The following is a 26869-nucleotide window of genomic DNA, read 5'->3' as shown; positions in this document are numbered from 1 at the left end:
AAAACTAAAAATCATCTTTAGTGGGCATCCCAATACGGTTGTTTTAAGGATTTATCGTGGTGATTTAGGGCATGTAGAGACGCGATATATCGCGTCTCTACTAACCGTATTGGTGGGTATCCTCTCGTCCGTAGAGCCTGGAAACGAAACTATTTTGTCGAACCGTCAAAAGCTCTCATTGCCAAATCTTGTGCTTGTTTCAATGCAGTTTGTAGTTGAGCAGAAATACCCTCTATCTGTTCAACTTGCTTCTGAATTGTTTGTTCCAAAGATTGAACTTTAGCTTCATAATTTTGTTTGGTAGACTCCCAATCTTTTTCAAACAAATCAGCCTCCACTTTAGCCTTTTGACTTGTTTCTTTAATTGCTTCTTCTCTAGCTTTCTTAATTGCTTCTTCCATTTCGTTAGGAAAGGTTGTAATTTTCTGTTGATATTCTGTAAATAAAGGTTGACGTTCTTTGAGGATTTTTTCTCGTTCTGCCCAATCTTTTTCTTTATGTTGGGTGTTTTCTTGTATTTCTCTTTCGGAATCGCGCTTTATCGCTTCGTAAGCATCTGTATTAAGTTTGCGAGTAGTTTCTAATTTATATTGATATTCGTCTGTTTCTAAAGAGCGTTGTTTGGCTAATGATTCGTTGTATGCTTGTAGCGCTTCTTCATACTCTGCTTGCTCTTTTTGCCATTCTTTACGCTTTTGGGTAATTTCTTTCTCTAGTGTTTCTCGCTTGCTTCTGATATCTTCTTCAAGGGTTTTTAACTTTTCTCGGTGTTCTTGAGTTAAGACATCTAAGGTATCTGCAACAATTCTAATTTGCTGAAGTTCTTGCAAATTTTGGGTGGCAATTTCTCTAGCTCGATTCAGTTCATCTAACTTAGAATTCTGTGTAGCTAACTTTTCAGATAGTTGATTGACAATGCTGCCAAACTCTAATTGCAAATCAGCTAAACCTTTCACAATACTATCAACTGTGTAGGTAGAAGCTGCTTCAAGTGTTTCTTTATTTTTCGCTTTTTCTGCTTCTTCTTGTTTGGTTGCTATTTTATTTTCTAGTTTTTTCCTATCAGCAATAATTTGCTGAAAGGCTTGCATTAGTTGTTGTTTGCTGTCTTTGACTGCTATGCTCATACTTGACTCCTATATGCAATGGTTTACTCTTTTTGCAAGGCATACTTTCTCTACGCAGACATCACGTTAGCCTTTAAATCAGCGTTTTTAACTCCGTGAAATTACTGAAAGTTTAATTCCAGTATTTTTGATGAGAAAATAAATTTAAAGCTATGTTTGCAAACAGGTTAATACGTGATGACTTTGGTTTGAAAAACTGACATGCTTGCTTTTTTAGATGTTTCTGGCTATTTTGCCAAAAAAATATTACTAGGAAAGTCGAAAATTGCAGAATATGTGCGTAGATAAGAAAAGCTTCATTTTCCTCGGTTGAGTTATATAGTACTTTTGTACTATATAAATTAACCCATTTTTTGAGACTTTTGTCAAGCAAGAGAGGAAAATTTTGACCAAACAAGGGGGAAGATCGGCGACAATACGCTTGGTGTTAATAGCACTTATATCATGTTCGCTTGATTACTTATTAAAACCGAAGAACCCCACCCCGCCAAAGCTACGCTTTTGCTCCCCTCCCCGTTCACGGGGAGGGGTTGGGGGTGGGGTGCAATAACTGCGGGAATTATAACTAATTATCCGAACTTGATATTACGCACTCGTTATCAGAAAACAAGACTTTGAGATTGCAACCGAAGCACTCCTACACAGTAAACTACTTCCAATGTAAAGACGTTCCGGCGGAACGTCTCTACGGCGGTTGCGGTGTTTTTATTATTATTTGTACCTATTTATGTAGAATGGGGATTGTTTTACTTTCGTAGGCGTTTTTAACAGAAAACCAGTTGCTAGCGATCGGCATTCTCCAACCAGTACCGAAAGCGCGATCGGTGATTTTTAAACCTGGGGGTGCTTGTCGTCGCTTAAATTCGGCACGCGCTACCATCTGAATTACTCGATCTACAATTTGGGCGTCGTGACCGGCGTCAACTATTTGTGTGGCTGATTGGTGGTTGTGAATTAAGCGTTGCAGAATGTCGTCTAATATCTCGTAAGGTGGTAGGGAATCTTGATCAACTTGACCTGGTTTGAGTTCAGCGCTGGGTGCTTTGGTGAGGACGTTTTCGGGAATTAGGGAGACGCGATTAATCGCGTCTGTACAAAAGTGGTGATTCAGCCAGTGGCAAATTGAATAAACGCGGGTTTTGGGGACATCGGCAATTACTGCCAATCCTCCATTCATATCACCGTAAAGGGTGCAGTAACCAACTGCCATTTCTGATTTGTTGCCGGTAGATAATAGGAGATAGCCGAATTTGTTGGCGATCGCCATCAATAAATTACCCCGAATCCGAGATTGAATATTCTCCTCAGCTAGCCCAAATTGCGTACCAGCAAACAAGTCTGCTAAGGTATTGTCATAGCCTTGCATTAACTGTCCGATGGGTAATGTGGTAGTTTTGATTCCCAGGCTTTCCCCCAATGCTAAGGCATCGGTGATGGAATGTTTGGAACTATAGGGTGAAGGCATCAGCACACCAAAGACATTATCTTTACCAAGTGCGGCAGTGGCGATCGCTGCGACTAATGAAGAATCAATTCCTCCACTTAAACCCAATACTACTTGAGAAAAGCGGCACTTTTGAGCATAATCTCGCACTCCCAAAACTAAGGCTTGCCAAATTTCTTCATCTTCATTATCATATTCAGCTACTACAGTAGTTTGTAATAAATCTCGCTGTACTTCGTCAAATTCAACTACTACTAAATCGGTTTCAAACCCACGAGCGCGACATACTAATTCACCTTTACGATTTAAAGCAAAACTTCTCCCATCAAAAATCAAATCATCATTTCCACCCACTTGATTGGCATAAATAATTGGTTGTTGAAAACGAGCTGCACTATGTCGCAACATCGTTTCTCTAAACTGCTGTTTATTAACGCTGTAGGGTGATGCTGACAAATTTACAATAAAATCTACACCCAAAATTGCTAAATCAGCAATCGGATTATTGGTGTAACTACGTTTACCCCAAAATTCTTCATCATTCCATAAATCTTCGCAAATAGTTACGCCAACATCAATATTATCTAAGGTAAAATAATTGGCTTGTAAACCCGGTTCAAAATAGCGACGTTCATCAAATACATCATAAGTTGGCAAAAGTCGCTTGTGAAAAATTTGTTTGATACCATTATCTAACAACGCCATGCTATTAAATAAAGGTTTACCACCATTATTTTCTGCTTGTAAATTTTCTTCAACTGTTCCGACTAATACGGCTAAATTTGGCGGTAAATCTTTAACTAATTGTTGCAGACTTATATGCATTGCCTCAATAAAGCTAGGATTTAATAATAAATCCCTTGGAGGATAGCCACATAAAGAAAGTTCTGGTGTTAACAGCAAACGCACATCTTTTGCGGCTGCTTGTTGTGCAGCACAAAGAATTTTGGCAGCGTTTCCTGGTAAGTCACCAATTATCGGATTAATTTGAGCGATCGCTATTTTCATTTTGGATTTGGGATTTAGGATTTTGAAACGCAGATGGACGCAGATGAACGCAGATAAGATTAAAAGAATTATTATCCGCGTTTATCCGCGTTTATCTGCGTTTGTAATTCTTCATTAGTTAAATAAAGACCAAAGGTTTATCTTTAAAGGGAGCAAATGCCTCTGCATCAAACTTATACAAACTAGCTGGACGACCGGCGCCGCGTGATATTTTAATTCCAGTATCGGATAAAAAACCTAATTTGAGTAGACGCGCTCGAAAATTAGAATAATCGGCAAAGTTATCTCCTAAAACTGTGGTGTATAGCTGATATAAATCATTTAAAGTAAATGTTTCTGGTAACACTTCAAAAGCTACCGGACTATACTCTAACTTATTTCGCAATCGTCTGTGTCCATAGGCTAAAACTTCTTTATGATCAAAGGCTAATTGCGGTACTTGCTTAACTGGATACCAAGCTATACCAGTTAATTTATCGGCAATTAATTCGGCTTCTTCAAAGCGAACAAGGGCAAAGTAGCTAACTGATAGATAGCGGACACCAAAGCTATCGATTGCTTCGCGGGGATCGCGATGGGGTCCACCAAAGGTATACAATTGCTCTAAATAGAGATTGTTGACTTTAATTTTCTCCGACATAATGCGATAAGCGGCATCTTCTAAAGATTCTCCTTGACGTACTAAAGTACCGGGAAGACTCCATTGATTTAAAAATGGCTCCTGTTGTCGCATTATTAATAAAACTAGTAGACGATTTTGAGCCGTATCTACAGAAAAAATTACATTGTCAACACCTACTTTAAAATCAGCCAAAGGTTGTTGATTTAATAGATTTGGAATTTTTTTTTGCTTGTATCCTGGCATTCGTACAAATGCTTTTGATGAATATAGTTAACAACAGGGGCAGTTAAAGCTTGAGGATCTTTATTTTCACGATACGCTGTTGAGGAAACATCTAGACCGATGAGGTTAGCGATCGCAATTTTTCCTCCCAGATGAAGCACCTCTGACAAACTAGACTCATCTATCGCATATCCCGGTCGCGGCACTACTAGTAATTGTACTTCTCGTAACAAATCTTCAATACTATACCAACGCGGCAGTTGATTTAGCAAATCTGAACCGATAACTAATGTTAATTCTGTGTCTTCACTTACATTGAGTTTCGCTTTTTCCACCGTTTCTAGTGTTCTAAAACTACTTAATTCTTGTTCTAAAATAATGTTACGCCGTGGCGGACACATATCAGCAATCAGCAATCTTAACATCGCAACTCGATGTTCTAAAGGTGTTTGATGCGATTTAAAGGGATTATTTGCTGCCCAAACTACCACGCGATCGTAATGTTCAGATAACCAATTTAAAATTGTTTGATGTCCAGCAGTTGGTGGATCGGCACTTGTACCAAATAAAGCAATCTTCAACATTTTGGTTTTTAGATTTTGGATTAGTCAAGAGTCAACAGTCAATAGTCAACAGTCAATAGTCAGGATTCTCCCTGTCTCCCTGTCTCCCTGTCTCCTTGTCTCCTTGTCTCCTTGTCTCCCCCTCTCCCCTAGTCTGCTGGGTAAGTTTTTCTAACTCGCTGGAAATTTCTACTTGTACGGAAACAGGATGATTTAATTGTCTGGTTTCTTGGGGTAAACTCGCGACGGTCGCGGTGGTACGTTGGCGAATTTCTGCTAAACTTTCTGATGCTTGCATTCGTTTACCGTCTTTAAACATTAATTCTAATAAAGGTTGTTCTGTGGTGTGGCTTTCATCTGCTAATCCCAAGCGATCGCTTTTCACTTTGCCTTGATCAAAGGAGCGAAAAATCTGTTTGCGTCCCGGATAAGTGATTTTGCCGCTAGACTGTTTCATCACGGGGATGCCATCAATTTCTACTAATTTATAAACTCCATTTACAGGGGAACCGGTAACTAGTCGCGTTCCCAATCCATAACCGTCAATTTGGGCACCATTGGCTTTAAGTCTGGCAATTTCCCACTCATCCAAGTCACCACTAGCGAAAATCGACACATCAGGAAGAAGCGATCGCACTTCTCGTGATAAATTAACTAAATCCCCAGAATCTAACCTCACTCCTGCTAGTTTCATTTCCCCTGAATTGACTTTTTGGGCTAACTTTTTGGCAGCAGCGATTGTATCGTAAGTATCAATTAACAATGGTGCATCCGGAAAATATCGATGAAATACTGTAAATGCTTCTTCTTCGCTGCCTGCCATTGCCGATAAAGCCATGACTAAGGCGTGAGCCATTGTACCACTTGGCTTTTGTTTTAGTTGTAGTGCCGCTAACACATTAGAAGTAGCATCTAATCCACCTGCTAAGGCTGCCCGTGCTGCCCACAAAGAGCCTTGGGGACTAAATGCCCGTCTTGTACCAAATTCTAGTAAGGTGGCTTTCTCGCCTGCGATATCGCGAATACGTGCAGCTTTTGTGGCAATTAATGTTTGATAATTAATGGTATTTAACAGGTAAGTTTCTACTAATTGTGCTTGCCAAAGTGGTGCTTCTACACGTAACAAAGTTTCATTAGCAAATACCGCTGTACCTTCTGGCACTGCCCACACATCGCCGGTAAAACGTCCTTCAAGAAGCAATGACCAAAAGCGATCGCTTGCACTCTCAAAAATCCCCGTCTCTTGCAAAGCTGCCACTTGAGAGGAACTAAAGCGGAATTTTTCTAAATATTCCAGCGCTTGCGCTAAACCCATCGCAATTAAATAGCCAAAACCTTCCGGCAAGCGTCTCACAGACAATTCAAAGCTTGCTGATGATTGTTCTACACTTTCACCTGTGTAACAAGCTGCCATTGTTAGCTGGTATAGATCAGTCAGCAAACTGTAATCAGTCGCAGAGATATTCAACTCTTGACTCTCTTGCTGAGTATTGGTATATGCACAGTCCAGGTTTGGCAAAGTTATCATGCTGACACGCCTTTACAAGAATGCTTTTATTTATGGTAGATTTTACCATAAATAATGTCAAGTGCCACAGGACTTATGCCAGAAGAGTGCTTGAAATCAGGTTGTAGCGGTCAAATTAATACTATATTTATCAATTAGTTCATATTTATTTATAGTAATTGTGATAAATAATCACAGGTTTGTAACTCACTTTTCAATATTTAACAGTAGAGAAGTAAGGAGTGGAACGTCTTGAAGATAAATTTTTAATTTATTGTTATAAGTTACAATCGTAATTAAAGGGCAAAGTTTAATTTTTTTATATAAAGTATTGCAACGACACCTGAAGAAACATTGCGTAGCTTGTCAATATATTGAGAGTGTGAGCCATCTGAGAATATGAGAATTAGACTAGATACATCGAAATTAAAAACACTGGCAAAAAAGGAGAATTTAATATGATGGCTATCTCCAATATGTTAGCGAAGATTACCCAGTATATTTCTGAAGCAGCGATGCGGATTTTTGGTCCTAATGATGATGCTTATCCCGTTATTGGTATACAACCCTTTACAGGTGAACCTTACAATGAAAAGGAAGGTGAAACCGACAGTTGGTAAATCATGATATGAAACGTGTCAATCAAAGTCAAAGTCGGTGGAAAAGTAAGCTCCACCGACTTTTTTTGTTGGGAGTTGGTTGATGGTTGTTGGTTGATAGTTGTTGGTTGATGGTTGTTGGTTGTTAATCACTATCCACTATCCACTATCCACTAACAACTTCTCATTGTTATTATAAATGTTATAAAATCATTAATATTTACTAGAGCGTGAAAGAAGCGATCGCCTGGATACTCTTTTAATAATGCTGGCTGTGGTAAGTCCTAACTATAGGCTTTATTTATCCCTAGTGCAAAAAATACGCTGGGGATAAATTTAGCATCTCAAACTAAACATTCCCTAGCTTTGCTAGAGAACCAAAAACTAGGAACACTTCAACAATGTTTTGGAAATTGATAGTTAGTGCTTTACTATTGCCCAGTTGCTTGGGATTTGAGACAGCAACAGCACATTTAGTAAATAAAGTTCAAAACCAGCCACAGCCTCAAGAATCAGCATTGCCATTTACTTCCACACTCGCAAATCAAAGTGAAGAAGATGTATCAATTCAGGACAATTTGGAAACTGATACAACCCAAGTAAAACAGACCAAATACGAGTATTATCAACGCATCCATCAACAGCGTCTTCGTCGTTATAGACAAAAGCTGCGTTCTCACAGCTATCGACGTCATCGCAGGTATAATCAAAACCGCTTTTACTATCGTCAAAATCGTCACCCCAGACGACATTACTATAGATACCAGCGTCATCGCAGGTATAATCAAAACCGCGTTTACTATCGTCAAAATCGTCACCCCAGACGACATTACTACAGATACCAGCGTCAATATCAACCCCAAAATTATCACAGACGACACAACTACAGATGCCAATATTATAGTCATGGCAGATGTTACAACTAATGCGGGTAACTAAAAAAACCTCTGCGTAAGTCTGCGATTACTCTGCGTTTAAAAATCCTATTTATTCTCAACCCAGTAACTGAATTAACACAAAAGCAAAAGCCGCACTACCCAGAGGAACTGTTAAATTGTCAACTCCCAAGAAAGAAAAAGCTTCTAAAGCAGTAGCTACCAAAGCAACTAGCAGTGATACCAACCAAGTTTGCCACACATTGCCCAGTGTGAAGAGTAAAATCAAACTACAGACAATATAGCTGACAATCGCCATCGTCAAAGAGCCTTCCCAGCTTTTTTGCCCCCCAAACACTTGATATTTATGTTTGCCAAATCGCTGTCCAATCAGCGCTGCTAATCCATCTCCCCATGCCATTATTAAAATGCCGATCGCTGCGTATTGAGGTTGTTGCAAGTACCAGAAGCAAGCAACTAAAACACCTACACTAACAGCATAAAAAAATGTCCCCAAACTTTGGCGTCCGACACTATTAATACCTGGGAGAATCGGAAATACATAGGACAATAAGGTGACAGCACTCGCTAAAATTGAAGCTGTAATGCCCACACTGGCAGGGAAATTTAGTAACCAAGCAAATAAAATCACATTGCCAGTGCCAATATGAACGATTTTCCGCAAAAGTTCTGCATCGCTATTGACAAAACGATTTGTCAACCACGCAATCAGGAGGATGAGTAACACCCAAACGGCAGCGATCGCAACTTGCAGCGACAAAGAAGAACTTAACTGTAAATCAAAAAATGAAGTTAACAATACAACAATATGAAAAATGTTGGCGCTTATTATAAATGTATAAGATTTAGGTTACTGTGATGAAATTATTATTTATTTGGTTAATTAAAGGTTATCGCCTTTTCATATCACCGCTGTTTCCCCCAACTTGTCGGTTTCAGCCAACTTGTTCAATGTATGCTATTGAAGCAATTGAGCGATTTGGGGTTCTGCGGGGTACGAGTATGGCAATTTGGCGGATTTTGCGCTGTCATCCCTTTCATCCCGGTGGATACGATCCTGTTCCAGAGAGGGGGAGAGGGGGACAAGGGGACAAGGGGACAAGGGGACAAGGGGGAGAATAATAATAACTCTTGACTTTTGACCCTTGACTATTGACTATTGACTGCTAATTAAAATGCGCCCTTATCATCAAGTACTAATTATCGAATGTGGTGAACCGTTGGTAAAGATTCCTTTAGAATTGTTTGCAGTGGAATCTCCCCATCCTTATGAAAAGCTAGGCGCCCCTTATGGGGAACATTCTCCTTATTTTCTCCGCGAAAGCTTGATTGACAGCTTGATAGAAGCGCAAAATCACTTACAGCTAATATATCCAAATTGGCAGATTCAAATTTTTGATGCTTATCGCCCGGTAGCTGTGCAACAGTTTATGGTAGATTACAGTTTTGCCCAAGCGCTGCGAGAAAGGGGATTAATTGAGGCAGAGTTGTCAGCAACTAAACGCCAAGAGATTTGGGAAGCGGTTTATGAAATTTGGGCTGTACCCAGTTTAGATGAAAAAACTCCGCCTCCCCACAGTACCGGTGCCGCCGTGGATGTGACGTTGGTAGATAAGAATGGACGAGTAGTTAATATGGGTTCACCGATTGATGAAATGTCAGAGCGATCGCTTCCCAATTACTTTGCTAATAACAGCGAACTCGAAGCACAACAATATCACGCTCATCGTCAACTGTTGCATGATGTAATGTTAAAAGCCGGATTTCAACGCAATCCTAGAGAATGGTGGCATTTTTCTTCAGGAGATCAGATGTATTGCTGGTTGAATAATCAATTGATACCAGCTCGTTATGGACGTGTTGTATAGCTGCCAATCCTGCCCAGAACTGAAGTTTAGGGCTAATAGCCAAAGTCTACTAAAGTAGACTGAATATGTGTAAATCATTTAGTCCACTTTCAGTGGACTTATGCTATGAGGCTTAGACTTTAGTCTAAGGCGGATGCGAACGTGTTATAGAATTAAAAGTGCTACTTAGCACTCTACGCATCTTGAGGATTAAGCTCAGTCATCACTTTAGTGGTATAAGTGCCAATGGGACTCCAAAGTAAATAAGGAACCAGTAATAGTGCTGCCCAACCAGAGACGGGTAAAACTGCGATCGCTAAAATAACACTTATAACAAAGCCGATGGCACCAATAATTGTACCGATTTTCAGGCTGCGGAGTCTAAACATTACAGGTGTGTAGGCGATGGTAGCAATTTCTAAAAGTAGGTATAAACCCATTCGTAACCATGTTTCGGTAGTTCCGGGGCTTTTTTCCCAAACAATATAAGCTGACCAAGCACCGCAGATAAATATTACAGTCCAAATAAGTGGAATTGCTACCTCAAAAGTTAGCCATCTCGGTCTTTGTAAGCTTTTAAACCATCTGCGATCGCTTGGGGTAATAATATTTGCAGCTAGCGCAACTACAAAAGCCACACCTCCAATCACCATCCAAGATTTAATCATGCCTCACATCCCTGGCGTTTATACTCATATCGCGCCTTATATTGCGATTTTGCCAATTTACTTGTAATTCCTCATCATCCCTGAGAGCGAACATCGGAGTATTGAATTTATGCCGCAACTATCTTCGCGACAGATGTGTGTGGCAATATGGGGGTAATTGGTTCTAGCCAAATAACATTCAAGCCGCACTGAGCGTTGATGCTCTTGCTATGAGAAGCCCATGAAGCAATTTAAAATCATTATTGAAAAGCATTCAGATGGATATGTTGCCTATCCAGTTGGTGTTGTGGGAGCAGTTGTTGGTCAGGGTGATACCTACGAAGAAGCCTTAGCCGATGTGAAGTCGGCAATTGCTTGTTATATCGAAGTCTTCGGTAAGGACATTCTTGACGATATACCTTCCGTCGAAGTTTTCATCGCTGAGGCAGGGATTGCTGTTTAATGGCGAAATTTCCGGTAGATGCCCCACAGCGTCGAGTAATTGCAGCGTTTGAGTTACTGGGTTTTGTAGTGGTTCGTGAACGTGAGCATATAGTTATGAAAAGAGAGAACGAAGATGGCACGGAAACACCATTAGTCATGCCGAACCACTCCAAAATCAAAAGTGGCACTCTCAGGGCAGTCTGCACACAAGTTGGTGTTTCGAGGGAAGAATTCTTAAACGCCTACAATCAGATTTGACTCGTCTTTGTTTTAATTAAACTAACCCAGAACGCAGTGCGACAACTGCTGCTTGCACGCGATCGCATTAGTTCTATGAACTGGGCAGTGCCAAATAGTTTCACGGTGGTGGATGACGACCCAGTAGTTCTTCTTCTGCTCGGATTGCCAGCATGGTTGCCCGATTTAAATCGAGTGCTTCAACCATTGCTCGTCCCGTAGCAGTCAATCCAACCACCCTTACTCCATCCCAACGAAAATTTTCCTTCCAGGTCTGTTGACGAGGATTGAAAACGGTAACAATTTCACCTGTTTGTGAATCCTCAAGTTCCTGACGCGCACCCTTACGGAGTGAGCATGATACACAAGCAAGTGCTAAATTGTCAGAAGTGGTCAAGCCACCTCCTACAACAGGAATGATGTGGTCGATATGGAAAGTAGCAACTTGCCCCACCTGGGAAATGCTGCAATATTCGCAGCGATTGTCGGCTCTTTGAATCACCAATCGACGAAGAGAAGCTGGAATCGTTGTCATTTAGGCTTGCTTCATCACTCGTGTTGAGCGCAAACGCAATAAGGATAGGAATTCTACCAGTTCCACAAGTCCCTCCGCTTCCTGTCGCTCTGCCTGAGACAACGTATTTCCTTCATCTTGACAATCCAGTAGAAATTGCAAGCGTGCTTGAACCGCTTGGGGAAGCTGGAATCGGGTCAGTTCAATGGGAATCTCGATAATTTCGGGCATAGAGCAATCGGATCAACCTGCAACCTTGTCATAAGCTTAGTTTAATCGAAAGTTTTAGAGTAGTGCAGCGCACTTTCTTTTAATTACACTAACCCAGAACGCAGTGCCACAACTGCTGCTTGCACGCGATCGTCAACTGCTAATTTGTTCATAATCCCTCGGACGTGAGTTTTTATCGTGTTGGGACTCAGATAAAGTCTTTCGGCAATTTGGGGATTGCTTAATCCGTCTACCATCAGTTTCAAAACCTCTAACTCGCGTCCTGATAAATTTGCTGTATTACCTGTGGGGGAAGGGGGTTTAAGATTTTCAATTACTTGTCTGGCAATTTGCGGATCGAGATAAGCTGCACCTTCAACCGCAGCTGCGATCGCATTCAACAACCGCTCGACACTCGCCCCTTTGATACAATAAGCATCAGCACCGCTAGATAACGCGGCAATAATTTCTGTCTCTGTTTTGTGAGATGTCAGCATCACCACATGGGTTTCTGGTAATGCTGCTTTGATTTGCTGTGTTGCCGCAATTCCATCCAATCGCGGTAAACCAATATCCATTACCACCAAATCAGGTTTGAGTTTCAGTGCAGCTTGCACACCTAAATAACCATCTTCCGCTTGTCCGACAATTTCCAACTGAGGATGACCCATTAACGACTGTTCTAATCCGAGTTGCATCATCGGATCGTCTTCAACAATTAATATTCGTAAAGGTGCAGCACCGGTCGGCAGATTGAACGAAGAGACTGTATTTGAAGACATTTTTTGTGTGTTGGCTGTTAGTGGATGGTGGATAGTGGTTGGTGGATAGGGGATAGGGGATAGTGGTTGGTGGATAGTGGTTGGTGGTTAGTGGTTAGTAGCAAAGAATAAAATAACCAACAAGCAACAAGCAACAACCATCAACCAACCACTATCAACCATCAACCAACCACTATCAACTATCAACCAACAACCAACTCCTAACCCCTTATTCTTCCACGCGATAACCCAGTTCTGCCAAACTGACGCGAGACTGACGCCATTTTGGTTGAACTTTGACGAATAATTCTAGATAGACTTTGCCGGCAATTAGCTTTTGGATTTGTTCGCGAGCTGCACTACCTATAGCTTTGAGCATAGCTCCACCTTTACCGATGAGAATACCTTTTTGGGAATCTCGTTCAACGTTGATGGTTGCGAGTACACGAGTGATAGCTGGTGTTTCTTCCACTTTGTCAATAGCGATCGCTACCGAATGGGGAACTTCTTCACGAGTTAACAACAAAATCTGTTCTCGAATCAATTCCCCCATAATAAAACGTTCCGGTTGGTCAGTTACCAAGTCGGGTGGATAGTATAATGGTCCTAGTTCTAAATCTTCAATTAATAAATGTTGCAGTTCTGGCAATCCCGTCCCTGTTTTGGCGGAAAATTTTACTGTTTGCCATTCAAAGGATTGTGCTAATTTACTGTAACTATCGTCTATAAGCTGAGAATCTTTCGGCTGTTGATCGATTTTGTTCACACCCAAAATTACAGGTGTTTCGCTTTTAATCAATAAATCGGCAATATAGCGATCGCCTGTACCACAACTCGTTGAGCCATCCACCACAAAAAGCACTACATCCACCGATTCAATCGCTATTTTCGCATTTCTCACCAGCACTTCCCCTAATTGATGATGGGGTTTGTGAATTCCTGGTGTATCAACAAATATTAACTGCGCTTCTGGTGTCGTTAAAATGCCTCGCAAACGATTGCGTGTAGTTTGCGCTATTGGAGAAGTTATGGCTATTTTTTGCCCTACTAATTGATTCATCAACGTAGATTTACCGACATTTGGACGACCAATAATGCCGATAAAACCCGATTTGAACTCAGGAGGAGCCTGAGGGACAGTTACTTCTCCTAAAAAAGATAAGGTGTAATTATCAATACTTGTTACCTTTGGCTCCACCATCATAATTTATATATATGATAAGTTAATTTTATTGCACACAAAACAAACATAAAAACACAATCGAAAATTTCGACCATTGCCTTTACTTAAGTTTAATTTACTACTAATTATATTTTCCGGAGCATAATGTGACAAAAAATATGCGAGAACAAAAATCCATTGGGATTTTGACTAGTACAGCTAGCTCTAATTAAATTATTGCAGGCTATGACCAATTAGGTTGAGAAATTTGAGCCAATTTTGATTCAGATTCCCGACTTGTAAGAGGTTGTCGGGAATCTAACTCCTCAGTTCTAACTGATAACTCCCATCACAAACTCACCTTGATTCACAGCTTGATTGCTAGAAGTATCATAAACTAGTCCATCTTGTTCACAGCAGACATCAATTACAAAAGGTAACTTACCCTCTTTATTAAAACTGAGAATTTGATAAAGTCGTTCTCCAGCTTTGACTTCACTACCCAATTCTACCCTTGATTGAATCATTCCCCCGTAGGAAGCGTAATATTTTATCACATTACTTCTATTTCTAAAACACATTTCCTGAGAAATGCTTTCATCCAAAGTTAAATCAAGTTGCAAAACACCTTTTTTAATTAAATAATTTTTTATACCACGTACACCTTTAGTAACTGAATCAGGAATCATCTGCATTCCCGTACCCAGTTCGAGTGTCCAAGCTTCCACATCAAACTTAATATTTCTACCAAGTTGTTGAAAACAATCTTCCAGCGCTAACCAAGGTTTGATAAAAGCTTCATCAAAAGCATCACCATCGTATTTGTCAAGTAAAAATCCGTCTTTTAGTAAAAAGTATTTGGCGCTTTCTTGCCGATTTCGGAAATAATAAAGGTAATTTATGCCTTGATTGGAAGCACTGTGTAAATCAATTAAGTAGTCTGCATCTAAACTGAGAGATTGTAATTGATAGCGGAACCGCTCAGTATAAGGTACGCTACCAGGAGAATTAATTTTCTCTAAAAGTTCTCTAAACTTATCCTTGATACTGCCCAGATAATTCTGTCTGACAACCTCAACATCAAAATCAAGTTGAGATTTAGCAAAAGCCATTAAATCATCAGTTGCCTTTTCATAATCCCAAAAAATGCGATTCCAATCCTTCGCTTCATAAACGCAATATCTACCAGAAGAAAAAACATGCGATCGCTCATTAGTTCCCATCGGATTACAAACCGGAACCAGCCAAATTTCCCCAGCTAAATCGGTATCATTTATAGTCTGTAAAAACGAAATAAACTGGTGAATAACAGCATTACCAGCAATTTCCGCACCATGCAGATTTGATTGAATGTAAACCTTCTTACCAGCATTAGCGCCAATAAACTTGTAAACTTGTAGCGATAAAACATCACCACTAGCCATTTGTCGAAGTGGAATGGTAGAAATAGCAGGAAGCATGGTAATATCTGGCTTTAAGTTTACAAATCCGAAATTGGGAATTAGACACCAGAATCAGTGTCCATACTTTAAACGCCTGCTTTTAAGTATGGGGTTCCCTTTCCCCTTTCCCCCTTCCCCCTCTTTTTTATGTTCCCGGTAAATTCCGCAACCGCTCATCTAGATGAGTGCGGTCAGCCAAAACCTTCAATAATGGACCGTGGGAAGTAAATTCTACAACACTCACCGACCCAACTGGACATCCCAAACGAAAGCGAAAGCGTCCCACATCAATTCCCAACAGACTACACAGCATAATTCTGATAGTTGCCTTATGAGAAACAATTAACACATTGCCATCGCTATAAAGCTGCTTAATTTCTTCAATAACCTGAGTAGCACGAGAAGCGATCGCAACAGCCATTTCTCCACCAGTCGGCGCATACCACGCCGGATCTGCTAACCAGCGGATATAATCATCGTGAAATTCCATAGTAACCGCTTCTGGTGTGCTTCCTTCCCACTTACCGTAGTGAATTTCCTTTAAACCATCCCGCAGCTGTGGTTGTATTTCTACAGCTTCACACAAAGGTCTTGCAGTTGCCAAAGTTCTGTGCATAGGACTGCAAAAAATTGCTTCCCAAGGAGTAGAACTGTATGCAGAAGCAAAACATGAAGCCATTTCCATCCCATCTGGGGTAAGTTCTGGATCTAGCGAACCGCAAAAAGCATTATTGCGACTCCATTCTGTTTGTCCGTGACGCAGGAAATAAAGAGTTAGGGTCATGGGATTTTGGATTTTAGATTGTTATGCAGGGCGGATATCCATAACTGTAGTCAGAAACAGAATATCGCTAATATATTGAACAAAGTGCTAATCATAGATTTACATATCATCACAAATGGTTACAACAGCAGTCAATCCCTATCTTGATGGAAACTTTGCACCAGTACACAAAGAAATCACCACTGACACGCTGAAAGTCATTGGTGAACTACCTCCCGACTTATCGGGGATGTTCGTGCGAAATGGTCCCAATCCGCAATGGACACCCATCGGACAGTATCATTGGTTTGATGGCGATGGAATGTTGCATGGTGTGCGAATTAGCAACGGTAAAGCTACTTATCGCAACCGCTACGTGCAAACAAAAGGATGGCAAATAGAACATGAAGCAGGTAAAGCTGTGTGGAGTGGCATCTTAGAACCGTCGCAGAAAGATAATCCCCACAATTTCTACAAAAATACTGCTAATACTGCTTTAACTTGGCACGCAGGTCAATTTTTAGCGCTGTGGGAAGGTGGTGCGCCTCACGTCATCAAAGTTCCCAATTTAGATACAATTGGCGAATATACTTATAATGGTAAGCTAAAATCAGCTTTTACGGCACATCCAAAGGTAGACCCAGTAACGGGTGAGATGATGTTTTTTGGCTACTCCTTCGCACTACCATATCTGCAATATAGTGTAGTTTCTGCGTCGGGTGAACTATTGCGGACAGTACCGATTGATTTACCGATGGCAGTAATGATGCATGATTTTGCCATCACCGAAAATTATACAATTTTTATGGATTTGCCCTTGACTTTTAGCATCGAACGGATGCAAAAGGGAGAACCGACGATGATGTTTGAGAGCGATCGCCCCAGTCGTTTTGGTATTATCCCACGTCACGGCGACAACAGCAACATCCGCTGGTTTGAAAGTCCCGCTTGCTTCGTCTCTCATACCCTCAATGCCTATGAGGAGGGGAATGAAGTAGTGCTTATTGGATGCCGTGTGACTTCTACGATGCTAGGATTCTCTCAGGCATCCCATGATCCCGAGGCAGATATTCCCCGCCTATACCGTTGGCGGTTTAACCTCACTACCGGCACTGTGCGGGAAGAGATGCTGGACGATGTGCCTGGGGAATTCCCGCGAGTGAATGAAAATCTGTTGGGGCGAAAAATGCGGTACGGGTATACAGCAAAAATCACACCTAGTACCGTGCTGCTGTTCGATGGTTTGATTAAGTATGACTTCAGCAGTGGTAAATCCGAAACCCACGAATTCGGACAAGGACGCTATGGTGGTGAAGCGATTTTTGTTCCTTCTCCCAATGCTACATCAGAAGATGAAGGCTGGCTGATAACTTTTGTTCACGATACCACAGAAGATACATCTGAACTCGTGGTAGTCAATGCCCAAGATGTAAATGCCGAACCTGTAGCGCGTGTGTTAATTCCGCAACGTGTCCCTTACGGTTTTCACGCTGCCTGGGTTTCTGAAGAACAGTTGAGCGCTTAAAGAACCCCACCCCCTAACCCCCTCCCCGCTTGCGGGGAGGGGGAATTTATTTCATAAACGAAATTATTTATGGATAATTTGTTAATTCTTGAATTAGCAATTCAGGTGTAATAATTTGCGGAATTGTAACCGGAAAATCTTGAGGATTGCGAGTAACAATTGCATCCAATTGATTAACTACAGCACAGCTGTATTGAATAGCATCTTCAAAATCCCTAAAGTTGGCAGTTAGTGCCATTGCGATCGCTGCTTCATTAACAGTAGCAATTTGACAGAAGGTGGCTAATCGTCTTAAATAATTGACAGTCCAATCTCGACCTCTTCCCCTACGGATGATGTAATATAAATCACCAAAAGTTGAAGCTGAAACATAACCTTCAACCTGCCGTTGTTCAACCAGTAATAAAACTTGTTCGCTTGCTTCCCAAAAAGGTTCTCTTTCAAGGGCATCATCGACAATAATATTTGTATCTAGCAAGACTTTCACAGGTTATGTTTCTCCTTCAAAGCTTCCCACCTAGCTTCATCTGGATCAAAGTCTGCTGGAACAGGTGGAGCATTTTCAAATAAATCCTGAAATGCTTTTACCTTAGATTTTCTCTTTGGTGTCTCTGGTTGTGACTCGGTTTCGGTATCTGTGGAACTCGCACTCTCAACTGCTTGCAAGACAATCACTTCCACGTCTCCAGGAGGCATTTTCACAGGTTCCGCAATTATTAAATTACCTGCATCGTCAATTTTTCCCTTAAATTTGTAAGCTTGCATATTTTTACTCCTTGTTTATTTCTAGGATAAAGCTTTACAGGTGAAGAAATTCGTGTAGACTGATGCCAGAATAGCTTTTTCTGGTGTTGTGATCGCAAAAAAGCGCTAAAAGTGCGATCACTCTGCTGTAAAAAATATTTACAATAACTCTTCACTAGATTTTTTATAATCTAACAGAATATACTGAAAGTTTTCCCTACCTCAAAATAAATATGAGTAACTACTCAGATTTTTCTCCACATGGCTATCAAATCATCAGCGAACTGGGACGAAATCGAGAGGGGGGACGGATAACTTGGCTGGCATCAAATATTAACACAGGTAAACAGGTTGTACTGAAGCAGTTTTGCTTTGCCCAAGCTGGTTCTACTTGGTAGGCTTACAAGAAAGGCAGAAGTTCGAGGGCAGAAGGCACTTATGTTAGGAGTATCAATAAAAACTTACTTTGTGGGTTTAAAGCCCAGTTGAAACAAATAATTATACTCAAGATGGCTTGCACGGACGGTATAAAACGTCCTTGTTTCAATCCCACTATGAGTAAGGGTGGGTTGCCTTCTGCCTTCTGCCTTCTGAAGACACCTACCAGCGAGAAATTGAAGTTTTGCGGGGACTAAACCATCCCGGTATTCCTAGCTATTTGGGGTCTTTTACCACACCCGATGGCTTTTGTATGATTCAAAAATATATTAACGCTCCATCATTAGGTGTACAGCGCAACTTTTCACCAGAAGAAATTAAGGAAATTGCAGTCAAAGCACTAGAGATTTTGGTTTATTTACAAAATCGCACTCCGTCAGTTATTCATCGGGATATTAAACCAGAAAATATTTTAGTAAATGAGCAACTTGAAGTTTATCTAATTGATTTTGGCTTTGCCAGAATTGGCAGTCAAGAAGTATTTGGTAGTAGTGTATTCAAAGCTACTCCCGGTTTTCTTCCGCCAGAGCAAATGCGCCAGCCGACCGAAGCATCTGACTTGTATGGTTTAGGAGCAACCTTAATTTGTCTGCTTACAGGTGTCAAGTCTGCGGAAATTCAAAATTTAACTACTCATGATGACCCTTATCTGATTAACTTTCGGCATTTATTACCTCAATTAAATTTGGGTTTTATTCAATGGCTAGAAAAGATGGTGCAACCGCGACAAAGCAACCGCTTTGCAAATGCAAAAACAGCACTCAAAGCACTAAAAGCATTAGATTCACAGGATATTATCCGTCAGCCAAATGTTGAGTTAAGTACAACAAGGCTGAACTTTCAAGCGACTAGATTGGGTGAAGAGTTGTGGCAAACAATTACTATCAATAACTCAGTACCCGAAACACATTTGCAAGGTAGATGGGAAGTTGCACCTCATCCTCACGACCCACCACACACACCAGATTCCCACGCTTGGATTTCTGTGACACCTGCTAAGTTTATCGGCAATTATGTTGAGTGTTCTATCCAAGTTGATACGAGTAAATTAATGGCAGATAAGTTGTATAAACGTCAGCTTTTCTTGCATACAAATGCATACCCAGATATTCATATTGTCAACCTTGAAGTATCAACTGCTCCTCTGCCAATTGAGCGCCGAAAAATAGCCTATGCTAATCTTATTTGGCTGTTTTTAATTTGTGAGATAGCAACTATGGGTATAGCCTGGGTTGTGCCTGTGATTGCTGCGAAGGGTGTCGTGGGTTTTACTTTCGCTCCCGATTTAAATTGGGAGTCAGCCGAAAAAGCGGCTGCGTCTGGGACTTTTGTTGGCATTGCAATCGGGGCTGCGCTTTCATCTATAATTTGTCCTGTATATATCTTGTGGAAAAAGTTTAAAAAGGATTATGTGGACATTAACGAAGTTGCAAGTTCGGGTGCATTTGCACTTATAGCTATGGCTGTAGTTGGGTTAATTATTGGAACTGTAGTTGGATCTATAGCTCAACCTAGTCCGATTAATTTGATAGAAATTTTTTGGGTGGTTTATGCGACAGGGTTATTAGCTGCCATACCGACGGTTCTAATTGGGTGTGTAATATTTGGTGTAATTTGGCTGTTTGATGATACATATTTGCCATTAACCGCAGGCTTGGGCGTTAGTGTAGGTGTGGGTTTCATTATCGGATTTCATAACCCCTACATCCTGTTAGCACTAGCCGGAACCGCATTACCTCTTTTTACCATGCTGTTTTATCCACAATTCAAACACCGCAGACTCATTGCAAAATACCGGAAATCTGAGCAACATTTAATTCAGCCATAAAAGTAGACTTTTCTGGATAAAACTGAAGTAACCTAAACTTAGATATGAACTTCAAGGAGTGGAGAAGATGTTGTTGGAATTAAAGCGCATCCAAGTTCCACCGGGACAAAGAGTGCTGCTGAAAGATGTAACCTGGCAAGAATTCAAAACAATTCTCGAAGATTTAGGAGAACACCGTGCAGCCAGAATTGCATACGACAGGGGAATACTAGAAATTATGGCACCATTGCCAGAACATGAAGACGATAAAGAAATAATTAGCGATTTAGTCAAAGCGCTTCTGGAAGAACTCGATATTGAGTTTAGATGTCTTGGTTCTACGACTTTCAAAAATGAAGTAATGGCTCAAGGTATAGAACCCGATCAATGTTTTTATATAAAAAACGAGTCCAAGATTCGCGGAAAAAAACGACTAGATTTAACAATAGATCCCCCTCCAGATTTAGCATTAGAAGTTGATATAACTTCACGCACTCATCCTAATATTTATCAAGCATTAAAAGTTCCGGAACTTTGGCGTTTTGAAAAAGGTAAGTTACAAATTAATATACTGCAAGATGGAACTTATGTAGAGTCTCAACAAAGCTTAAATTTTCCCCGATTTGCGCTGATTGAGGTGATTCCTCAATATCTTCAGCAAAGTACAACAGCAGGTAGAAATGCAACCCTCAAAGCTTTTCGCCTTTGGGTGCGACAACAGATGCAAGAGTAATGAGATATGAGGTTCTTGGTTGAGTGAAGTACAGAACAAAACCTCACCCCCAACCCCTCTCCTTACTAAGGAGAGGGGAGATAAAGCGCAGCTTTATCGGGGTGAGGTTAAGTTGTACTTCACTCAACCGAAAACCGCTATATTATTTCCTTAAATCCTGTATATTCTGGGCTATATTTTCCAAAACTACAGGCAAATTAGCATACACATCATTATTTGTAAATCTAAGAAACTTAATTCCTGCTGATTCTATAAACTCTTGTCTTGCCTTATCGTACTCAGCAGCCCCATTTATAAAATGACTTTCACCATCAATTTCTATCGCTAACTTCAATTCAGGACTGTAAAAATTTATAACAAACTTATCTACACTATATTGTCTGCGAAACTTGCAGTTTTCAAGTTGCCTATCTCTAAGTTTATCCCAAATAAGTTTCTCAGCTTTTGTTATATTTTGGCGTAATTGTCTTCTTTTATCTTTTTCCGAATTTTGATTATAAAGTTGAGTCATTTTGACTTTGATATTTTTAAACTTGTAAAAATTCCGGTTCCCTCTCCTTTATAAGGAGAGGGTTAGGGTGAGGTAAGCGCGAGAACTATAAATCTTTATATTGCCCATAATATAATAACCTCACCCTGCCCTTCGGGCATCCCTCTCCTTGTTAAGGAGAGGGAAAAAGACTACGCGCTAAAGTACTTCGCTACTGGGTGATAGCAAATAATCGCTGTTGTAGACTGTTCTGGATAAATCTGCTCACTTTCATCCATGTGCATCTTAATCCTGTCAGTTTCCAACAACTCCAGTTGCTTGTACTGATCCTGCATATTCGGACAAGCCGGATAGCCAAAACTATACCGCGAACCGCGATATCTCTGCGCCAAAATATCCCGAATATTATCGGGTTCATCAGCCACAAAGCCCAATTCCCGGCGAATTCGAGCGTGTGTCCACTCAGCCAAAGCTTCCGCTACCTGCACCGCCAAGCCGTGAAAATACAGATAATCAGTGTATTGATTAGCGGCAAATAACTTCTGAGCAAACTCCGTCGCAACCTCACCCACAGTCACCGCTTGCATGGGAAACACATCAATAATTCCCGACTCCTTCGGCGCAAAGAAATCTGCAATACAAAGTCTCCTCAAAGACTTCTGCCTCGGAAACTCAAAACTAGCTCTTACCTCTGCGTTCTCTGCGTCTCTGCGGTCATAAACATACAGCGTATTCCCCTCAGCCTGACAAGGAAAATACCCATAAATCACCTGTGGATGCAACAAATTCTCCTCAATAATTCGCTGCTTCCAACTATCCAAAATCGGATACACCTTCTCATTCAAAAAAGCCTGATATTCCTCCTTAGATTGTTCCTTTGGCTTGCGGAATTGCCATTGTCCCGCAATCAAAGCTTGCAAATCTAAATAAGAGAATATCTCCTCCAAAGAAATATCACTAGGCTGCAATAACTGTGTTCCCCAAAAAGGTGGCGTCGGACGTTCAATATCCACCGTCACAGCTTCAGAACGACGAGTATCTATTACCTTAGGTTCATCAGTTTCTTCTTTGGCTTTCTCTTCTGCTACTTTATGCCCATTTTCTAACTCTTGTACAGCTTCATTCAAAAATCCCTGCAAATTATCCCAATCTCCTTGGGATTTTGCGGGCATTAATTTATCCATGAAATGCAAGTCAGAAAATGCATCTTTGCCGTAAACAACTTTACCCTTGTAAGCATTTTGACAATCTTCATGGACAAACTTCGGTGTCAACGCTGCACCACCTAAAATTACGGGTACAGTAATTCCCTTTTCGTTGAAAACCTGCAAATTATCCTTCATAAACGCGGTAGATTTCACCAGCAAACCACTCATGGCAATACAATCAGCTTGATACTTCTCGTATGCTTCAATGATATTTTCCACTGGTTGCTTAATTCCCAAATTAATCACCTTGTAACCGTTATTTGACAAGATGATATCCACCAGGTTTTTCCCAATGTCGTGAACATCGCCTTTTACAGTAGCGATAATAAACGTTCCCTTGGCATTATTGCCTGATTCTGATTTCTCCATGAACGGTTCTAAAAAAGCAACTGCCGCTTTCATAGTTTCCGCAGATTGTAATACGAAAGGTAGCTGCATTTGCCCGGAACCGAACAATTCACCAACAACTTTCATCCCATCGAGCAAAAAGACGTTTATAATCTGTAAGGGGGGATAGTTCTCTAAAGCCTTTTGCAGATGTTCCTCTAAACCAATGCGTTCACCGTCGATGATGTGACGCTTGAGACGTTCTTCAATGGGCAGACTTTCATCCAAAGAACGATCGCGTTTAGTTGTGACTCCTTCAAATAATGTTGTCAGTTCTCCCAAGGGATCATAAACGCAGACATCACCTTCAAACCTCCGGCGATCGTAAATCAACTCAAGGCAAACTTCTTGATGGCGTTGCTCAATCTTAGATAGTGGTAAAATCTTGTTAGGACTAACGATCGCCGCATCCATTCCCGCAGTCATTGCTTCATGCAAAAACATCGAGTTCAACACCACCCGCGCTGCTGGGTTTAAACCGAAGGAAATATTCGATACACCCAAAATTACATGGCTTCCCGGCAATTCTTGACGAATGCGCCGAATCGCTTCTATTGTCCCTTTTGCGTTTTCTCGATCTTCTTCAATCCCCGTAGAAATTGGTAGAGCTAAAGTATCAAAGAATATTTCTGTACCCGGAATGCCGAATTCTACAGCTTGACGATAAGCACGTTGAGCAATTTGGAATTTTTTCTCAGCAGTTCTCGCCATGCCATCTTCATCGATAGTGCCAATGACTACGCCAGCACCATACTTCTTCGCCAATTCCAACACCTTCAAGAAACGCGGTTCACCGTCTTCATAATTGGTGGAATTGAGCAAACACTTACCGCCGGCAACCTTTAAACCCGCCTCCATTTTTTCCCATTCGGTGGAGTCGAGCATCAATGGCAATGTAACATTATTGACAATGCGCGAAACTAATTCGTGCATATCTCGTTCGCCATTACGTCCCACGTAATCGACGTTGACATCGAGGATGTGTGCGCCTTCTTTGACCTGCGCTCTCGCCATTGAAACGAGTCCATCCCAATCTTCCGCGTTTAGCAAATCGCGGCACTTTTTAGAACCGCTAGCGTTGAGACGTTCGCCGACAATCAAGAACGAGTTATCTTGGTCGTAGGCTTGAGTGCTGTAAATTGATGCTGCTGCTGGTTCAAGTTCCGGATGTCTAACTTTGGGCTTTAATTCTTTAGCAATTTCTGCCATTTGTTGAATGTGTTCTGGACGCGTCCCACAGCAACCCCCAATCACTTGGACACCCAAATCTTCAACAAAATGCATCAAAGACATCCGTAATTCCATCGGTGTCAGACGGTAGTGTGCTTGACCACCGACGTTTTCCGGCAAACCCGCGTTGGGAATACAGGAAACGATAAAAGGCGAATGTTCCGAGAGATATTTGATGTGTGGTTTCATCAAATCTGGACCAGTAGCGCAGTTCAGACCGAGAATGTCAATTTTATACGGTTCCAAAATGGTGACAACGGCGTTAATTTCCGTCCCGACCAACATTGTCCCCATCGTTTCCATTGTCACAGAAACCATCACCGGACGGCGATCGCCTTTTTTGACAAAAACTTCTTCAATTGCATTCAGCGCAGCTTTGATTTGCAGCACATCTTGGCAAGTTTCAACAATAAACAAATCGACACCACCATCCCACAGTCCTTCTGCTTGTTCGGCAAAAGACGCTTTCATCGTGTCAAAGTCAATATGTCCTAAGGTAGGTAATTTTGTTGTCGGTCCCATCGAACCCGCAACAAATCGGGGTTTCTCTGGAGTGGAAAATTCAGCAGCAACACTTTTCGCTAATTCTGCGGCTGTTTTAGTTAGGTAATATGCCTGGTCTGCCAGGTCATATTCGGCAAGTACAATTGAGGCACTACCAAAAGTGTCAGTCTCGATGACATCTGCACCGGCAGCGAGAAAATCGCGGTGAACTTTGGCAACAGCTTCAGGTTTAGTGTGGACGAGATATTCGTTACAACCTTCATACTGAGCACCACCGAAATCCTCAGCCGTGAGATTTTGCGTTTGCAAGTTCGTTCCCATCGCTCCATCAAAGACGAGAACGGGACGGTCTGGACTGTGCAAGCGTTCTAGAAAGGAATGAGTCATATTTTCCTAGAAGAATTTACATAAGTCGAGTGATACTCTACTTAATTTAATATTTTCCTCAATTTCTCGCCTTTCGGGAGTATTTATTCAAAACAACTATGTATAAAGATTGTGTAAATTAGGTGTAATATACATCCTCTGTGTTCTCTGCTACGAGTGCGGTTCGTTATTTAACTCCGCCGCAAAGTATCCTAGCAAGCTATTTTTCATTAAAATCAAGATATTAAGATTATTTTCATTATTTAAAATTAATGAACTTTAAGGACTGGGCGACCAGAGTAATGCTAATTTCTCTGATATTCGTCGCTTTCATAGTAGCGCTGCTTGCCGGGAGAGCCACACAACTACAAAATAATACACCAGAAAGGGCGTTGGCGCAGCCTAACCCAGGCATCGCTTCTTGGAATCAATATCCAAATGGACAAATTCCAGCATCACAAAAGCCAAGCAACGCTGCAAATCCTCCCAAATCTCTGTTCAAAACCACTGCGGCTTTTACAAAGTACAGACCCAGATATGAGATTGCTTGGGCAAATCCAAGCAACTACGGAGAGCGTTATACCAAAGACGTTAATGGCATATCTGTCAATAATCTACCAATTATAGTCCTTCATGAAACTTCTAATTCTGCTCAGAGTGCCATTTATTTTTTTCAAAGACCACATACCGACGAAAATGTGCAAGCGAGTTACCATGCGATAATTAAGCTAGATGGAACAGTTATTTATACAGTCCCACCAAATAAACGCGCTTTTGGTGCAGCTAATTCAGTGTTTGACAGTGCTAACGGTTCCGAAAGCGTGAAAACTAATTTGAATTTACCACCATCTGTAAATAACTTTGCTTATCACGTTTCTTTAGAAACCCCCCTAGATGGTTGGACTAACACAGAACCAATTCATAGCGGTTATACTGATGCTCAATATTATTCTTTGGCTTGGTTAATTGCTCAAAGTGATGTTCCAGACCATCGCATTACCACCCATCGTCTAATAGATCGTTCCGGAACACGAATCGACCCCAGAAGTTTTGATGCTCAGAAGTTTCTCAACTTACTACATAAGTTTCGTCAAATAAACTAACAACAAGAAACAATACAGCAGATTGCATTGTTATTAAATACACGTAGAGACGTAGCAGTGCTACGTCTCTACAGGGTTTTGGGTTTTACACATTTGCCTCATTTACCTGAAATCTGCTGTCTTTATGTTTTCTGTATTGCTATTAAATACACGTAGAGACGTAGCAGTGCCAATACGGTTCGGATAAGATTTTTTGATGAAAATTATAGATCACAAAGACGCGATAAATCGCCGTCTTTACAATAAGAAGCCCTTTGTAGAGACGGCGATTTATCGCGTCTCCTGCCCTAACCGAACCGTATTGGTAGCAGTGCTACGT

At 41.1% G+C, this 26869-nt stretch carries 28 protein-coding genes; 11 read left to right on the top strand and 17 right to left on the bottom strand.

Annotated elements, in window-relative coordinates:
• Positions 1-149 precede the first annotated feature (149 nt).
• The 5 genes from TOL9009_RS0133505 to TOL9009_RS0133485 form a co-directional block, all read right to left on the bottom strand.
• A complete protein-coding gene (locus TOL9009_RS0133505; protein ID WP_029637722.1) occupies positions 150-1127 on the bottom strand; it encodes a coiled-coil domain-containing protein in 978 nt (325 codons plus the stop codon).
• A 721-nt stretch (positions 1128-1848) separates the two neighbouring features.
• Positions 1849-3579: an NAD+ synthase gene (locus TOL9009_RS0133500; protein WP_029637721.1), complete on the bottom strand. Its 1731-nt coding sequence runs from the start codon at positions 3577-3579 to the stop codon at positions 1849-1851.
• Positions 3580-3697: 118 nt separating this feature from the next.
• Positions 3698-4444 (bottom strand): NUDIX hydrolase, encoded by a 747-nt coding sequence (locus TOL9009_RS0133495; RefSeq protein ID WP_029637720.1) that lies wholly within the window; start codon positions 4442-4444, stop codon positions 3698-3700.
• Complete coding sequence (locus TOL9009_RS0133490) at positions 4405-5004, bottom strand: nicotinate-nucleotide adenylyltransferase (RefSeq protein ID WP_029637719.1); 600 nt, start codon at positions 5002-5004, stop codon at positions 4405-4407. Before TOL9009_RS0133490 ends, TOL9009_RS0133495 begins: the two co-directional genes overlap by 40 nt.
• 55 nt (positions 5005-5059) lie before the next feature.
• On the bottom strand, positions 5060-6514 hold the full coding sequence (locus TOL9009_RS0133485) for a nicotinate phosphoribosyltransferase (RefSeq protein ID WP_029637718.1): 1455 nt from the start codon (positions 6512-6514) through the stop codon (positions 5060-5062).
• A gap of 440 nt (positions 6515-6954) precedes the next feature.
• Between TOL9009_RS0133485 and TOL9009_RS0133480 the strand changes: the two genes are divergently transcribed.
• Together TOL9009_RS0133480 and TOL9009_RS0133470 are read left to right on the top strand one after the other, a co-directional pair.
• Entirely contained in the window at positions 6955-7113 is a 159-nt protein-coding gene (locus TOL9009_RS0133480) for a hypothetical protein (protein ID WP_029637717.1), read from the top strand.
• 380 nt (positions 7114-7493) lie between these two features.
• Positions 7494-8018, top strand: coding sequence for a hypothetical protein (locus tag TOL9009_RS0133470; protein ID WP_029637716.1), 525 nt, complete (start codon positions 7494-7496; stop codon positions 8016-8018).
• A 67-nt stretch (positions 8019-8085) separates the two neighbouring features.
• On the opposite strand, the gene TOL9009_RS0133465 is transcribed toward TOL9009_RS0133470, so the two are convergent.
• Entirely contained in the window at positions 8086-8787 is a 702-nt protein-coding gene (locus TOL9009_RS0133465) for a diacylglycerol/polyprenol kinase family protein (RefSeq protein WP_144238448.1), read from the bottom strand.
• A 59-nt stretch (positions 8788-8846) separates the two neighbouring features.
• Between TOL9009_RS0133465 and yidD the strand changes: the two genes are divergently transcribed.
• Positions 8847-9110, top strand: a complete 264-nt coding sequence (yidD, locus tag TOL9009_RS41370; RefSeq protein ID WP_051503190.1) for a membrane protein insertion efficiency factor YidD — start codon at positions 8847-8849, stop codon at positions 9108-9110.
• A gap of 53 nt (positions 9111-9163) precedes the next feature.
• Positions 9164-9856, top strand: coding sequence for a M15 family metallopeptidase (locus TOL9009_RS0133455; RefSeq protein ID WP_029637714.1), 693 nt, complete (start codon positions 9164-9166; stop codon positions 9854-9856).
• A gap of 173 nt (positions 9857-10029) precedes the next feature.
• On the opposite strand, the gene TOL9009_RS0133450 is transcribed toward TOL9009_RS0133455, so the two are convergent.
• Positions 10030-10503: a TspO/MBR family protein gene (locus TOL9009_RS0133450; protein WP_029637713.1), complete on the bottom strand. Its 474-nt coding sequence runs from the start codon at positions 10501-10503 to the stop codon at positions 10030-10032.
• A 220-nt stretch (positions 10504-10723) separates the two neighbouring features.
• Here TOL9009_RS0133450 and TOL9009_RS0133445 point away from each other — a divergent pair, with 220 nt between their 5' ends.
• A complete protein-coding gene (locus TOL9009_RS0133445; protein WP_029637712.1) occupies positions 10724-10945 on the top strand; it encodes a hypothetical protein in 222 nt (73 codons plus the stop codon).
• Positions 10945-11184 (top strand): type II toxin-antitoxin system HicA family toxin, encoded by a 240-nt coding sequence (locus TOL9009_RS0133440; RefSeq protein ID WP_029637711.1) that lies wholly within the window; start codon positions 10945-10947, stop codon positions 11182-11184. The genes TOL9009_RS0133445 and TOL9009_RS0133440 overlap by 1 nt, the downstream gene beginning before the upstream one ends.
• Before the next feature lie 100 nt (positions 11185-11284).
• Here TOL9009_RS0133440 and TOL9009_RS0133435 read toward each other — a convergent pair whose 3' ends face one another.
• The 6 genes from TOL9009_RS0133435 to TOL9009_RS0133410 all read right to left on the bottom strand — a co-directional run bounded on the left by TOL9009_RS0133435 (position 11285) and on the right by TOL9009_RS0133410 (position 16036).
• On the bottom strand, positions 11285-11698 hold the full coding sequence (locus TOL9009_RS0133435) for an HNH endonuclease (protein WP_029637710.1): 414 nt from the start codon (positions 11696-11698) through the stop codon (positions 11285-11287).
• Positions 11699-11908, bottom strand: a complete 210-nt coding sequence (locus TOL9009_RS0133430) for a hypothetical protein (RefSeq protein WP_029637709.1) — start codon at positions 11906-11908, stop codon at positions 11699-11701.
• 83 nt (positions 11909-11991) lie between these two features.
• On the bottom strand, positions 11992-12669 hold the full coding sequence (locus TOL9009_RS0133425) for a response regulator (protein ID WP_029637708.1): 678 nt from the start codon (positions 12667-12669) through the stop codon (positions 11992-11994).
• A gap of 208 nt (positions 12670-12877) precedes the next feature.
• Positions 12878-13852 (bottom strand): GTPase Era, encoded by a 975-nt coding sequence (gene era, locus TOL9009_RS0133420; RefSeq protein ID WP_029637707.1) that lies wholly within the window; start codon positions 13850-13852, stop codon positions 12878-12880.
• Between the two features lie 290 nt (positions 13853-14142).
• Positions 14143-15270: a succinylglutamate desuccinylase/aspartoacylase family protein gene (locus tag TOL9009_RS0133415; RefSeq protein ID WP_029637706.1), complete on the bottom strand. Its 1128-nt coding sequence runs from the start codon at positions 15268-15270 to the stop codon at positions 14143-14145.
• Between the two features lie 127 nt (positions 15271-15397).
• Positions 15398-16036, bottom strand: a complete 639-nt coding sequence (locus TOL9009_RS0133410) for a histidine phosphatase family protein (protein ID WP_029637705.1) — start codon at positions 16034-16036, stop codon at positions 15398-15400.
• 115 nt (positions 16037-16151) lie between these two features.
• Here TOL9009_RS0133410 and TOL9009_RS0133405 point away from each other — a divergent pair, with 115 nt between their 5' ends.
• Positions 16152-17540, top strand: a complete 1389-nt coding sequence (locus TOL9009_RS0133405; protein ID WP_029637704.1) for a carotenoid oxygenase family protein — start codon at positions 16152-16154, stop codon at positions 17538-17540.
• 67 nt (positions 17541-17607) lie between these two features.
• Here TOL9009_RS0133405 and TOL9009_RS0133400 read toward each other — a convergent pair whose 3' ends face one another.
• Positions 17608-18027, bottom strand: a complete 420-nt coding sequence (locus tag TOL9009_RS0133400; RefSeq protein ID WP_029637703.1) for a PIN domain-containing protein — start codon at positions 18025-18027, stop codon at positions 17608-17610.
• Positions 18024-18305 (bottom strand): hypothetical protein, encoded by a 282-nt coding sequence (locus TOL9009_RS0133395; protein ID WP_029637702.1) that lies wholly within the window; start codon positions 18303-18305, stop codon positions 18024-18026. The genes TOL9009_RS0133400 and TOL9009_RS0133395 overlap by 4 nt, the downstream gene beginning before the upstream one ends.
• A gap of 212 nt (positions 18306-18517) precedes the next feature.
• Between TOL9009_RS0133395 and TOL9009_RS46550 the strand changes: the two genes are divergently transcribed.
• The 3 genes from TOL9009_RS46550 (at position 18518) to TOL9009_RS0133385 (ending at position 21262) form a co-directional block, all read left to right on the top strand.
• Positions 18518-18682, top strand: a complete 165-nt coding sequence (locus tag TOL9009_RS46550) for a hypothetical protein (RefSeq protein ID WP_242055261.1) — start codon at positions 18518-18520, stop codon at positions 18680-18682.
• Positions 18683-18867: 185 nt separating this feature from the next.
• Positions 18868-20550, top strand: a complete 1683-nt coding sequence (locus tag TOL9009_RS41365) for a serine/threonine protein kinase (protein WP_084763437.1) — start codon at positions 18868-18870, stop codon at positions 20548-20550.
• 67 nt (positions 20551-20617) lie between these two features.
• Complete coding sequence (locus tag TOL9009_RS0133385) at positions 20618-21262, top strand: Uma2 family endonuclease (RefSeq protein WP_029637701.1); 645 nt, start codon at positions 20618-20620, stop codon at positions 21260-21262.
• 142 nt (positions 21263-21404) lie between these two features.
• Here TOL9009_RS0133385 and TOL9009_RS0133380 read toward each other — a convergent pair whose 3' ends face one another.
• Both TOL9009_RS0133380 and metH read right to left on the bottom strand, forming a co-directional pair.
• On the bottom strand, positions 21405-21773 hold the full coding sequence (locus TOL9009_RS0133380; protein WP_029637700.1) for an endonuclease domain-containing protein: 369 nt from the start codon (positions 21771-21773) through the stop codon (positions 21405-21407).
• A gap of 170 nt (positions 21774-21943) precedes the next feature.
• Positions 21944-25468, bottom strand: a complete 3525-nt coding sequence (gene metH / locus TOL9009_RS0133375; RefSeq protein ID WP_029637699.1) for a methionine synthase — start codon at positions 25466-25468, stop codon at positions 21944-21946.
• Between the two features lie 251 nt (positions 25469-25719).
• Here metH and TOL9009_RS0133370 point away from each other — a divergent pair, with 251 nt between their 5' ends.
• Positions 25720-26550 (top strand): peptidoglycan recognition protein family protein, encoded by an 831-nt coding sequence (locus TOL9009_RS0133370; protein ID WP_029637698.1) that lies wholly within the window; start codon positions 25720-25722, stop codon positions 26548-26550.
• Positions 26551-26869 lie beyond the last annotated feature (319 nt).

Source organism: [Scytonema hofmanni] UTEX 2349, from assembly GCF_000582685.1.
Lineage (GTDB): Bacteria > Cyanobacteriota > Cyanobacteriia > Cyanobacteriales > Nostocaceae > Hassallia > Hassallia hofmanni.
Note: the sequence above shows the minus strand (reverse complement) of the source record. Positions and strands in the feature narration are given on the sequence as shown.